Below are 12,658 nucleotides of genomic sequence, written 5' to 3' on the forward strand. Positions count from 1 at the left end.
GTCCCCGCTCGCGTATTGTACAATACGCGAGCGGGGACGCTCGCACTACAATAAAAAAAAATGCTTTTTACAAAACTGAGATGCTCCCATGTGCGATCGCCCGTGGCATCAATACAATTTTAGATTTGAGATTTGAGATTTGAGATTTTTCCTGATTAGTATGGTTTACGCGGCGCACCCAGCCCGCTGGCTGGCTAGAAACCCGGTTTCTACGAGTTTTGCAGAGAGGAACGACAAATATAGGAAGAAACCGGGTTTCTGAATTCTGTGTGCGATCGCCAACTAAGTTTTTAGTAGAATCCTCACAAAAAAATCTAAATTAATTCAAAATTCACAACCGCGCAGGGTTGTTCCGGATCGCGAAAGCAATCTCAAGATTTCAAACTATTTTCTTGTCCGACTTTAGCCTCCTGAGCAACTTGATCGACCTCATCTTTGGCGAGAATTTCCAAAGCTGTCTGTGCTTCTGCACCGCCCAACCGCCCCAAAGCTTGGGCGACTCTGTAACGGATCTGCCAATCTGCATTGGAAGCGTAGGGAAGCAGCAGCGGCAGCGCCCGTTTATCTCCCAATTCACCTAATGCGCTGATGGCAATGGTTTGAATCAATTCGTTTTCAGAAGTGAGGGCATTTTCTAACATCGGAAAGGCTTTCGGATCTCCCATTTCTCCCAAAGCCGCAACGATGCTCAGTTGCACCAGCCATTCAGAGGTACTGCTATAAACTTGCTGCAAATCTTCTAAAGCATCGGTTAATTTCAATGCGCCCAAAGCATCGGCTGCTGCTGCTTGCACGTCGGGTTCTGGGTCGTTGTTCAAGCTGTTTCGCAGTACCTCTAAAGCGTTCGGCAGATTCTGCGTGCCGAGGGTTGATATCTGGCTGACTGCTGCGTAGCGAACCCGGACGTTTTTGTCGCCGATCGCAATTTGAATCAGTTTATAGGCGATCGCGGGTTCTAGTTGCCGCAGTTGGTTGACTGCTCGCAGTCTTTCGCCAAAATCCTCGGAATTCAGCAATTGTTCGACAGACTCAGGGGTAATGCTCATCGGATTTTAGATTTTAGATTTGAGATTTGGTAATTGGTAATTGCCAAAAGCGAGCGAGATTGAAAGAGCGATTCCCTACGGGATAGCTTCGCTTCACGACTCATTTTCTGATACAGTCCTGGAACTGCAACAGTTAATTTAAGATTCGGCAGCCATCGAGCGAATAATATCTCCCCTAGTGAGGATGCCGATTACTTTACCCGCAGTATCGACCACCGGCAATCGATGGATGCTGCGATCGTGCATCAGTTTGGCAGCTTCTGGGACAGATTTGTCGGGCCCGATGGTAACTGGGTCTGTACTCATGGCTTCTCCTACTGTTTGTCCTAAAGCCTTGTGGAGTTCTCGCTCGTAACGAGATGGATTTTCCAAATAAATTACGCTGTCGAGCACCATTATGTAAGCGGGCGGAGTTACGCCGGTTTCCCGCCACATCAAGTCGGTTTCGGAGATGACTCCTACCAACAAGTCATTCTCATCTACGACGGGAAGACCGCTAATGCGTCGATCGGCTAAAATTTTAATCGCTTCGTTCAAGGGCATTTCGGGTCGCGCCAAAATCGGGTCGCGGCTCATTACATCGGCTACTGTTTTTGGCATGATTAGCGGTTGATTGAGTTATCTCTCCTTATCGATCATATAGGCAAAGCGTGACACAGACTGAAGAAAGGCAGCTCTGCTGAAAGGATGGGCTTAAAGGTAGTAAAGAAGGAAAAAGTTTGAATCCCAGAATTTTGCTGTTTTTTTCGATCGCACTATAAAATTCTGCCGTTTGCCTCTCTCCGGCGAGCGATCGGTCTGACAAGATTGTTAAGATATCTTAAAGAGCGGATAAATCCTTACCAATGCCAGAATCTCCAGCCACAGAACCAGACTCCCAACCAGAAGCGCGCTGTGTATTGGTTTGCCAGTATCAATCTTGCCTGAAAAATGGTTCAGCAGCAGTGCTAGCTGCTTTTGAAGCTCAACAAGTTGCAGGGGTGAAAGTGGAAGCCTGTAGTTGTCAGGGACAGTGCACCACTGGCCCGACTGTACGAGTTACCCCGGACGAAATTTGGTATTGTCGAGTTAAACCGAGTGATGTACCCTTGATTGTGGAAGACCACCTCAAAGAGGGAAAACCTGTAGAGGCGCTATTCAATCCGAGAATTCATGCGCGTTATTATTATTAATATTGACTTGATTCGGTGAAACTTCCAAGCTCTGGCGCATCTAATTTTAATAGTTATTGTTAAGGAACTGGCACTTTGAAAATCCAAAGAATTGCGCTGAGTTTGTTAGTCCTAATTCTGGGGCGTCCGTCGGCGGTTATGGCGCAAACGTCGGCGGTTGCTGGGGATATTTGTCCGGGGGAATTGGGAGCGCAAGTAGATGCGATCGCCAACCGTCCCGAATTTAGCCGATCGCGCTGGGGCATTTTGATTCAACCTCTATCTTCTACTACTACTCTCTACAGCCGCGACGCCCAGAAATATTTTATTCCAGCATCAAATGCCAAGCTGCTAACTACAGCCGCTGCTTTACAGAAACTCGGTGCAGATTTTCGGATTAAGACATCGGTTTACAGCGGCGAAAATGGGAGTTTGTACGTGGCCGGCAGGGGAGATCCGAGCATTGCAGAAGCTCAGTTGAAATCTTTAGCGCAGCAGTTGAAGCAGCGGGGAATCAGTCAAGTTAACCAGTTGATTGGCGATGACAGCTATTTTCAAGGCAGTGCAGTCAATCCGAATTGGGAATGGGAAGACGCGCAAGCTGGCTACGGAGCGCCGATTAACAGTTTAATTTTCAATCAAAACGCGATCGACCTTCTTTTGTCCCCACAGGCGATCGGGCAACCACTGAAAGTTACTTTTGCCGAACCAAAGCTGGCAAATCAGTGGCAACTTCAGAACAATTCAGTAACAGTCGCCCAAAACGAATCTGAGTTTATTGAAATTGGCCGGGAGTTCGATCGACCTATAATTCGAGTGAGCGGACAGTTGAAAGTTGGTGCAGAACCTGAATCAGCTTATGTCGCAGTTGTCAACCCCGCTAATAATTTTTTGCAGCAGTTTCAGCAAGTTCTGGCGGCTGAGGGAATTCCTGTTAAACAGGCTTTAGTTGCCTCGGCTTCTCGCAATTTAAATCAAGAATTAGCGACCGTTGAATCGCCGCCGCTGGCTGAATTGGTGAGAGAAACTAATCGAGTAAGCAACAATCTTTATGCAGAAGTTTTATTGAGATTGCTGGGAAAAGTTACAGACAAGATGCCCCTGCCACAAACACTCACAGGCAAGATGCCTGTGCCACAAGAGGATACAGGTGAAATGGGTTTGAAAGAGTTAAAAACAGTTTTAACTCAATTAGGAGTAAATCCAAACAGCTACAGATTAGCCGACGGTTCCGGCTTGTCTCGCCACAATTTAATTACTCCAGAAGCCTTAGTGGAAACTTTGAGATTTATGGCCAATTCACCTGCTGCATCTATTTACCGCCAGTCACTGCCGATCGCTGGCGAGAGCGGCACTTTGAAAAATCGCTTAAATACTACACCAAATCGCGTAAATTTGCAAGCTAAAACAGGAACTATGAGCGGAGTTTCCGCGCTGTCGGGATATATCGAGGTTCCGAATTACGAGCCGCTGGTGTTTAGCATTATCGTCAATCAATCTGACCTATCGACTGCAAAAATGCGATCGGCAACGGACGAAATTGTGCTATTATTGAATCGCCTGCGCCGCTGTTAAAACAATACATTTAAGGTGAGAAACTTGAGATCAGTAGTTACACCTAAAAAACAGGACACGCCAAAACCCTACAAGTTTTAAGTTTAATTAGATTGCAGCGGCGGGGATCGAAAAGCAGCTACAATAAAAGTAGAAAAATTAACACCATTGGGCCGTTTTAGCCTGCTACCAGTCGGCGGGTTCTGTACTTCCCGAAAATAAGTCTAACTTTCCCACTATGAATTCTTTAGATTCCGAACAGCAACACATCTTTGTCAAAACCAATAACATCCGCCTGCACTGCGTTTCTCAAGGAGAAGGCGAGCTCGTTCTCCTCCTGCATGGGTTTCCAGAGTTTTGGTACTCTTGGCGTCATCAAATCCCTGCTTTAGCGCGTCATTTCAAGGTGGTAGTGCCGGATTTGCGGGGCTACAACGATTCCGACAAGCCGGAAAGCGGCTATGATTTGGATACCCTAAGCGCCGATATTCGCGGTTTGATTGCGAGCCTCGGTTATACAAAAGCTCACGTTGTAGGTCATGATTGGGGAGGGGCGATCGCGTGGCACTTAGCTCAAAAATTCCCCGAACAACTCAACCGCTTGGCAATTTTAAACGCTCCGCACCCGCAGCGATTCATGCAGGAAATGGCGAGCAATTTAGATCAAATCCGCCGCAGTTGGTACGTTTTGGCATTTCAGGTTCCCGGCATTCCCGAATTGTTGATCCGGCAAAACTTGAAAGATTTTGTTCACAATGTTTTCCAAGGACAAGCTGTTCGCAAAGGATCTTTTAGCGCTGAGGAAACTAAGATTTATCAGACTGCTTTAGAAAAGCCGGGAGTATTAGCCGCCGCTATCAATTATTACCGGCAGATGTTTCATCCGCAGAGGCTTTGGAATTTGGGGCAGAAATTAGAACCTGTGACAGTTCCTACTTTGGTGCTTTGGGGAGAAGATGATGCGTTTTTGAGCCACAAACTTGTAGAAGGTTTAGACAGATTAATTACGGCTCCGTTTAAGTTGAAATTAGTTCCTCACTGTGGTCACTGGATTCAGCAGGAAGCGCCGCAAACGGTGAATCGAGAATTGCTGAGTTTTCTGAGAAATTCTTCTGCTTCTGTGGCTTTGGCATAGAAAAAAATTAACGCTGGCAAATAAGAACGGGCAAGATGCCCGTTCCACAAGAACATTGATTTTTTGTGGAACGGGCATCTTGCCCGTTCTTAATATCTGACGCACCCTACTTATTGATCAATACGCTTGGGTTAAAACTGTTTATTCCTCGGAGAGCCCCCTAAATCCCCCTTAAGAAGGGAGACTTTGAGTAAGTTCTTGTCCCACCCCCTACTCCCCTTCGTAGGGGCGGTGCCAAGAGTGCCCGCCCTTGGCTAGGGGGGATCGGGCTTAACCCAAGCGTATTGACTTATCGATCAGTCCCAGAGCAAATTTTCTTGGATCAGCAGTGCAATCATCGCAGTTCTGGAACAAACACCGAGTTTGATAAAAATCCGCCTCACGTAAGTAGCAACCGTCCAGTGACTGATATTTAAATTTTTGGCAATACATTTGTTGGGCAGGCCTTGGGCTACTAATTGCGCGATCGCTCTTTCGCGTGGACTCAGGCTAATTTCCGGTTTGTAACTTGTGCTTTGCATACTTTTCCAATGAGGTAACGAGTTAAAATCTAATCAATTAAGGGTACAATCCCGAGTTTCTCTCGAACTTCAGATAAAGGAGTTTCCCAATCAGATGCAACGTCCCAATTAATTAGCCGAGTGGCTAATTTTCCGTGTTTTAAGCCTTTGATAATTTGTCCGATCGCGCATTTGCCACCGATCAGTCCAACTAACACTAAAATCGCACAGGAAGGGCGAAAGACTTGAGCGCGAGTAAACGCTTGAAGTATCAATTCATCTTCTGTTGAAGCTGAAAGACCAGTCAGCACGTGCCAAACGTCGTGGTTTCGCTGAATCCAGTCTCCCGATGCGATCGGCTCAAAGCCTTGTTCGTCTAGAAATCGCGCCACTTCGCACCCTAATGTTCCTGCTGGCAGTTGGCGCAATTTTTCCAAGTCTATTTCAAAAGGTCGATCGCTCTCAATTTGAGGATTAATTGTTTGAGCAACCTTTAATATAACTTCTAATTGACCGTCAGCCATGATTTATTCTCCCTCGAACAATGATTTAACTCTCTGGCAAATGAATTTGTGTTTGTCAAGTTCATTTTTGCGATGAATCAAGACGACTTTTTTTACGGACTCAGCTTAGAAATCGTACTTTCTGTCACAGCAATCGGCTATCAGGAGCTTTTACATTTCTTTACAAGCATTCTTAGATTTGAAATCTGCTACCTGTAAAAATCGCCCTAGTTTTTCTAATCGCCACTTAACCCACCGGGAAGTACCCGTAAAATCTACAGTATTTAGCGGTGATTGGAACTCCCTTACTTACGTATATAAATTTATTCTGCTGCTAATTATTGGAACCTGCAATGAGTCAGAAGTTGAAGCTTGCAGGCCTCGTGATGCAGGTGCATACAAGTGAAGAGAGCTGAAGGGAGCTGAAGTAAGGTGAAGTTATGCAGAGTTGATGTTTAGGAATTACGCAGTAGTGCCAATCCCCCGTGGTTGCCGAATTTGTAGTGGTCATCATGGGCGATTGCCCCTATGTCGTTAGAATGTCGCTCAAATGAGTGTCACTCATGTGAGCGACTGGTCAAATATGTTCACCAACAGCTACAAATAAAGTAGAGATTCATACAAGGTGTTGCTGTGAAAAAACTTTCCATTTTGTTATCCACAGGAGTTGTGTCATTGATTTGGTGCGCTGCTGCTAGCGCTACCACTTATGTTAATCCTAACGGTAAAACTACTTTAAACTTGTCAGAAAAAGGAAACAATCGCAGCGGTTTTTACTTGACCAAAGTAGGCAATCGGGAATTTTTTGGCAATATTCAAATTACCCGTTCCGAAGGAGCAGTAGGCTCTTACTATTACAATGGGACTTTCACAGACAGTGCGACCGGCCCTGGCACAAAAATTGTTTGTTCTGGAGATATTGCCATTGTCAGGCGTCAAGTGGGAAGAAGCAGCCAATTGGGAGCCGAAGTTACTTGGAAGGTGAAAGCAGGAGAAAATTGTCCTTCTATTGGGCAGACATTTAAAGTAAATTTAGTCGAAGCTTTACCGCGTCCTAATGCAAGTGGCGACTATACTTCTAGCAATGCTAATACTTGGTTGAGTCCAACAAATGGTTTTGTAACTTGGCCTGCTTGGCGAGTGACCTCGCGAGATGGACAACTCAACTGCCGCAAGACCGCAAACGGAGCAATTCAACAAGTTTACCGCGCGGATAGAGATACAGTTGCTGCTGAACTCAGGGGAGCAAATGCGATTACGATGGCGAACGGTCAACCCTGGATGCTGACAAGACAAGGCTGTTATGTGCGCGCTAATTCTCAATACGTTCAGCCCGTTTCTCTGCCTGAATAAGTGTTCGTAAATAGGGAGCCTTTCACTTGTGCAGCCAAGCTAGAAATAGGAGTTTTGAGGCAAGAGGCAGAAGGAAGGAGCCAGGAGAAGTATTTTTACAAATATGAGAGGCTCCCGCCAGATTCTCCCTCAGTGGTTCTGGCTTTCCGATCCCCTCAAAGGGCAATCGGATTGTTGCCTCAATTAGCTTGTTAATTCGTTTTAAAGTTTTCTTGTCTTGCCCTTGCCAATATAATAAATAATCGCCCCAAGCCTCATCCGTCCATGCTCACTTTCTAGTCATCCAACAAATGTCGCTCCACCACTTTCCCCTGCTTAAACTGAGCAATAGAACGCTCCAAATGGGCAGCATTGGCGGGAGATTTAAGTAAATGAACTGTTTCCAGCAAACTATTAAAGAACTCTAGCGACATAACCACGGCATCCTCCGCGTCCCGTCTAGTGATGACGGTATTACTGGTTTACTTGTTGACTGGCTGTGCCTCTTAACCCATGTAAGCGACAAGCGAGCCGAAGCCGAGCGAAAATTAAATTCGAGGCTCGCTTGTCGCTGTTGAGCGTTACTTTCGTTCTTTGCGAAAGTAACGAGTAAAACCAGTAAACAACCAGTAAACGAGTAACAATTGAGGACTAAAAAACTTAGATTTCTTCGTCCAAACCATCTACATCATCTACATCATTTACATCATCTACATCATCTACCTCATCTACATCATCTACCTCAATAGGAGCGACAGAATTAGCAGAAACCAGAGCACCAGTCTCAAGTTTCTTTTTAACTAGCTCCTCAATTTCATTTTTGAAATCGATGTTTTTCTCCATGTGCTGGATCACTTTGTCTCGTCCTTGAGCTATGTTCTCTCCGTTGTAGCTATACCAAGAACCTTTTTTGATGATTACTCCCATTTCGTCGGCCAAGTCAGTCAGACAGCCTAAAGTAGAAATGCCTTTGCCAAATACAATGTCAAATTCGGCAATACGGAAAGGCGGAGCAACTTTATTTTTAGCAACTTTAACTTTCGTGCGGTTGCCGTATTCTTCGGTACCTTTTTTCAAGCTTTGAATGCGGCGAATGTCAAGCCGCACGCTGGCGTAGAACTTGAGTGCGTTGCCGCCGGTTGTTGTTTCGGGGTTGCCGTAAGTTATGCCGATTTTCTGCCGCAATTGGTTGAGGAAAATGACGGTACAGCCGGATTTGCCGATGTTGCCGGTGATTTTCCGCAAAGCTTGGCTCATCAAACGCGCTTGCAAACCCATGTGGGAGTCGCCCATGTCGCCTTCGATTTCGGCGCGGGGGACGAGGGCGGCTACGGAGTCAATTACTACGATATCGACGGCGACGGAACGGACGAGTTGATCGACGATTTCTAGGGCCATTTCGCCGGTATCCGGCTGGGAAACTAAGAGATTTTCAATATCCACGCCTAAAGCGGAGGCGTAGGTGGGATCGAGGGCGTGTTCGGCATCCACGAAGGCTGCGATACCGCCGGATTTTTGGACTTCGGAGATCGCGTGGAGGGCTAGAGTGGTTTTACCGGAACTTTCCGGGCCGTAAATTTCAATAACTCGACCTTTTGGCAAACCGCCCCCCAAAGCAATGTCTAGTGTCAGGGCTCCGGTGGGAATGGTTTCTACCTTCATGCGAGTGGAGTCTCCCAATCGGACGATCGCCCCTTTGCCAAAGCTGCGCTCGATTTGGGAAAGTACGGAAGTTAGGGCTTTTTGCTTTTCTGAGTTTTCAGTGGAAGTTTTTATAGACGCTTCTTTTTTTGGCATTTGCGGTACGCGGGTAGACCCCTTGCGGAGCTTGTTGATTAACTGTACAACACGTATGTTAGCAGTTATTTTTGGGGTCTGGAGGTTCTGGGAGGATCTGGTTGAAGATTCTTGATTTTGGGGAGGCTTGGGCCTCAGCCAGCTTTCAGAAGGCTCTGAGCTAGAAGGTATTCGGCATCCGGCAGAGGGTAGAATTATTGTCTGTTAGGGGATGTAGTTGGTATCGATCACTCTGGGAGTGAGGTTTAAGATGGTCTACAGTTCCAAATTCCGTGAAGCGTAGCTATCCCGGAGGGAATCGCCACAATTAGGACAAGCATGGGATCTACAACGCATCAAGACACATCTGTAAATACCAAAAATTACCGCTGGCTGATGAACTTATTGGCGATCGGCATTTTACTTGGTATCGGATTTCGGTTTTTTGAGATCGATCGCAAGCTTTACTGGCACGACGAAGTTTACACATCAATCCGCGCCGCTGGTTTCACCCGCCAAGAAATCGACGACCAACTATTCCAAAACCGGATTGTTCCCGCACCACAATTGCAAAAATATCAGCGGATTAAACCGGGAACTACAGAAGCAGACACGATTCGTTCTTTAGCACTAGAAGACCCGCAGCATCCGCCTTTATACTTTCTCATGGCTCGTTGGTGGATGCAGGAATTTGGCAGTTCTCTAACAGCATCCCGCAGTTTGCCAGCACTATTGAGTTTGCTGTCGCTGCCTTTGATGTACGCTTTAGCTCAGGAACTTTTCGCCTCGAATTTGGCGGCGTTATTAGCAACTGCACTTTTGGCTTTATCACCCTTTGACATATTGTTTGCTCAGACAGCAAGGCAGTACAGTTTGCTGACAGCCACAGTTATTGGCAGCAGTTGGCTGCTGCTGAGAGCAGTGCGGTTGCGGGGTTGGAAAAATTGGGTATTTTACTCGCTGGCGATCGCCCTTGGTTTCTACACTCACCCTTTCTTCAGTTTAACACTCATCGGACACGGAGTTTTTATAATTTCTTACTGGTTGTTTGTCAAAAAAACCAAATTGCGAGGTCATGTAACTAATTCCCAATTCTTTTTAGCAGTAACAGCAGCTTTAATATTGTATCTTCCGTGGATTTACGTGCTGGCAACCAACCTGGGACGAGCATCAGCTACGACAGATTGGACGCGAGTATCTCCGGGTTGGCTGTATCTTGTCAAATTGTGGACGCTCAGCTTTACAGCATTATTTTTTGACTTCGACTTAGGCTTTGATAATATCTGGACTTATCTGCTGAGATTGCCATTTTTGCTGTTAATTGCGGCAGCCCTTTACACAATCTGCAGCCGGACTAGCAGTTCAACTTGGCTGTTTATTTTAACATCAATTTTTGTACCTTTTTTGATCTTGGCGTTACCCGATCTAATCCTAGGCGGCAAACGTTCCGCCGTCAGCCGCTATCTGATTTCCTGCTTTCCGGGAGTGCAGCTAGCAGTTGCTTACTTGCTCGCCAGTAACGTGAAAATTCAGCAGCGGTTTTGGCAAGTCATTTTAGCCCTGGTTTTTACAGCAAGTATAGCATCCTGTACTGTCAGCGCTTTTTCTGATACTTGGTGGAGCAAAGACTTGAGCTATTTTAATGCTGAAGTTGCGAAAATTATTAACAAAGAGGCTATAGCTAACCGATCGATTAAAGATACAATTGTAATTAGCGATCGCGGCAACGATTTTACGAACATGGGAGATTTGCTGTCTCTGAGTTATTTGCTTGACAAAGACGTGCGGCTGATGCTGCTGAGCCAGTCGCCAGAAATCGAGATGCTGAACAAATATTCGGCTCCCCTGGTGTTGGGCCCTTCGGAAAAATTGATCTCGGCACTCAAGCAAAATCAACGCCGCTTAGAGCCAATATTGGAATATGCCAGGCTTTTTCGAGCGCGGCGAGCTGACTGAGCTACATAGTTTTGAGGTGGGAGTTGTGGTCAAGAAGGTGAGTTTGTTTTTCACGAAAGTTAAGGATGTTTTAAAAATGTGCAACAGTTTAGGATAACGAAATGCAAAATCCCAATCATTTTGACTCAGAACATTCGCAGAAGTTTCGCAATCTTCAGACAGAATTACGCGAACGTTGGCGAGCGATAGAAGAATTCGACGGCGGAGATTGTGACATTATTATCATTCCTTCTGTCAGCTTAGATCAGCAAGAAATGCAGAAAGTTGAGGGTGCTTACCATTACGAAGAGCGGCATTTATTTTCATTGATTCGCCTGCGAAATCCCCGCACGCGCTTAATTTACATTACCTCGGAACCCTTGCACCCGATGATTGTGGATTATTACCTGCAATTGCTGCCGGGAATTCCGTTTTCTCACGCGCGCGATCGGCTTTTGCTGTTCAGTGCTTACGATGCTTCTGCCAAATCCCTCACCCAGAAAATTTTAGAGCGCCCCCGCTTGATGGAGCGCATTCGTCAAGCAGTGCGGCCGACAAAATCTTATATGGTTTGTTATAACTCGACGCCCTTAGAACGGGAGTTATCTGTTAAATTGGGGATTCCTTTGTGGGCCAGCGATCCAGATCTGTTATACTGGGGAACAAAAAGCGGTAGCAGGCAAATTTTTAAAGAATGTGGCGTGCCTTATCCTGACGGTTCTGACTTGGTTTGGAATGCGGAAGATTTAGCAGAATCTGCCGCACGGTTGTGGGAACGGCAGCCACATTTGCAGCGGATCGTAATTAAGTTAAATGAAGGTTTTTCGGGGGAAGGAAATGCAATTCTCGATCTGCGTTCCCTGGCGAGTAAAGCACCTACAGAAAGAGCGAAGGCAATTGGCGAGCACTTCCATAATTTGCGCTTTCAAGCAACGGGCGAAACCTGGGAAAATTTTAGCAGCCGCATTCCCGAATTAGGGGCAATTGCCGAAGCATTTATCGAAGGAGAAGAAAAGTTCTCCCCCAGCGTTCAAGGCAGAATTATTCCCAGCGGCGAAGTAGAAATCCTCTCCACTCACGACCAGATTTTAGGAGGCCCCGACGGCCAAATTTTCTTAGGTTGCCGATTTCCTGCGGACGAATCTTACCGGCTGGCGTTGCAAGAATTGGGATGGAAAGTTGGGAAAAATTTAGCCGAAAAAGGTGCTTTAGAGAGATTTGGAGTAGATTTTCTCGCTGTAAAGCAATCCGATGGAAAATGGGATCTTCAAGCAATAGAAATTAACTTACGTAAAGGAGGCACAACTCATCCGTTTATGGCTTTGAAGCTGTTAACAAACGGTCGGTACGATCGTACTACCGGATTATTTTACAGCCAGCAGGGCCGTCCGAAATATTATCTCGCTTCGGACAATTTGAAAAAAGAGCGCTATCGGGGATTATTACCGAACGATTTGATGGATATTATTGCTGACAATCAACTGCACTTTGACAGCGGTACAGAGACGGGCAGTGTGTTTCATTTAATGGGTTGTTTGTCGGAGTTTGGCAAATTGGGAGTGACGAGTATCGGCAATTCGCAGCAAGAAGCTGAGGAGAGGTATAACAAAGTTGTGAAAGTGCTCGATCGCGAAACCTCATACTAAATCTCATTTAGGATCGCGAATTAAATAACTTACAATTTTAATTGTTATTGTGGGATGGGCGTCCCGCCCGTCCTTTTTGG

12 protein-coding genes and 1 pseudogene are annotated in these 12,658 nt (G+C 46.0%); 6 read left to right on the forward strand and 7 right to left on the reverse strand.

Annotation, left to right across the window (positions count from 1 at the left end; all coding sequences use genetic code 11):
* Positions 1-371: 371 nt before the first annotated feature.
* Both nblB and QUB16_RS31195 read right to left on the reverse strand, forming a co-directional pair.
* Entirely contained in the window at positions 372-1,046 is a 675-nt protein-coding gene (gene nblB / locus QUB16_RS31190) for a phycobilisome degradation protein NblB (RefSeq protein ID WP_333322114.1), read from the reverse strand.
* A 138-nt stretch (positions 1,047-1,184) separates the two neighbouring features.
* On the reverse strand, positions 1,185-1,646 hold the full coding sequence (locus QUB16_RS31195) for a CBS domain-containing protein (RefSeq protein ID WP_333322116.1): 462 nt from the start codon (positions 1,644-1,646) through the stop codon (positions 1,185-1,187).
* 245 nt (positions 1,647-1,891) lie between these two features.
* On the opposite strand from QUB16_RS31195, the gene QUB16_RS31200 reads away from it, so the two are divergent.
* From QUB16_RS31200 to QUB16_RS31210, 3 genes are all read left to right on the forward strand, one after another.
* Positions 1,892-2,218 carry a (2Fe-2S) ferredoxin domain-containing protein gene (locus QUB16_RS31200; protein WP_333322118.1) on the forward strand — a complete coding sequence of 109 codons (327 nt, stop codon included), beginning with the start codon at positions 1,892-1,894 and terminating at the stop codon, positions 2,216-2,218.
* Positions 2,219-2,299: 81 nt separating this feature from the next.
* Positions 2,300-3,772, forward strand: coding sequence for a D-alanyl-D-alanine carboxypeptidase/D-alanyl-D-alanine endopeptidase (dacB, locus tag QUB16_RS31205; RefSeq protein WP_445251182.1), 1,473 nt, complete (start codon positions 2,300-2,302; stop codon positions 3,770-3,772).
* Between the two features lie 217 nt (positions 3,773-3,989).
* Positions 3,990-4,886: an alpha/beta hydrolase gene (locus tag QUB16_RS31210; protein WP_333322121.1), complete on the forward strand. Its 897-nt coding sequence runs from the start codon at positions 3,990-3,992 to the stop codon at positions 4,884-4,886.
* A 296-nt stretch (positions 4,887-5,182) separates the two neighbouring features.
* On the opposite strand, the gene QUB16_RS31215 is transcribed toward QUB16_RS31210, so the two are convergent.
* Positions 5,183-5,407: a response regulator transcription factor gene (locus tag QUB16_RS31215; RefSeq protein WP_083888111.1), complete on the reverse strand. Its 225-nt coding sequence runs from the start codon at positions 5,405-5,407 to the stop codon at positions 5,183-5,185.
* A gap of 29 nt (positions 5,408-5,436) precedes the next feature.
* Positions 5,437-5,910, reverse strand: coding sequence for a Coq4 family protein (locus QUB16_RS31220; protein WP_333322123.1), 474 nt, complete (start codon positions 5,908-5,910; stop codon positions 5,437-5,439).
* A 612-nt stretch (positions 5,911-6,522) separates the two neighbouring features.
* Between QUB16_RS31220 and QUB16_RS31225 the strand changes: the two genes are divergently transcribed.
* The gene (locus QUB16_RS31225) at positions 6,523-7,242 is read left to right on the forward strand and encodes a hypothetical protein (RefSeq protein WP_333322125.1); all 720 of its coding nucleotides are present in this window, start codon (positions 6,523-6,525) and stop codon (positions 7,240-7,242) included.
* A 22-nt stretch (positions 7,243-7,264) separates the two neighbouring features.
* Here QUB16_RS31225 and QUB16_RS31230 read toward each other — a convergent pair.
* The 3 genes and pseudogenes from QUB16_RS31230 to recA all read right to left on the reverse strand — a co-directional run.
* Positions 7,265-7,495 (reverse strand): annotated as a pseudogene (locus QUB16_RS31230) (type II toxin-antitoxin system YoeB family toxin); the annotation flags it as partial.
* A 22-nt stretch (positions 7,496-7,517) separates the two neighbouring features.
* Positions 7,518-7,688, reverse strand: coding sequence for a type II toxin-antitoxin system Phd/YefM family antitoxin (locus QUB16_RS31235; protein ID WP_333322131.1), 171 nt, complete (start codon positions 7,686-7,688; stop codon positions 7,518-7,520).
* A 193-nt stretch (positions 7,689-7,881) separates the two neighbouring features.
* Entirely contained in the window at positions 7,882-9,018 is a 1,137-nt protein-coding gene (recA, locus tag QUB16_RS31240; protein WP_333322127.1) for a recombinase RecA, read from the reverse strand.
* A 318-nt stretch (positions 9,019-9,336) separates the two neighbouring features.
* On the opposite strand from recA, the gene QUB16_RS31245 reads away from it, so the two are divergent.
* Positions 9,337-10,953: a glycosyltransferase family 39 protein gene (locus QUB16_RS31245; protein ID WP_333322128.1), complete on the forward strand. Its 1,617-nt coding sequence runs from the start codon at positions 9,337-9,339 to the stop codon at positions 10,951-10,953.
* Positions 10,954-11,054: 101 nt separating this feature from the next.
* Positions 11,055-12,578 (forward strand): peptide ligase PGM1-related protein, encoded by a 1,524-nt coding sequence (locus tag QUB16_RS31250; RefSeq protein WP_333322130.1) that lies wholly within the window; start codon positions 11,055-11,057, stop codon positions 12,576-12,578.
* The last annotated feature ends 80 nt before the right edge of the window (positions 12,579-12,658 follow it).

Origin of the sequence: Microcoleus sp. D3_18a_C4 (assembly GCF_036702415.1) — a bacterium.
Taxonomy (GTDB): Bacteria; Cyanobacteriota; Cyanobacteriia; order Cyanobacteriales; family Microcoleaceae; genus Microcoleus.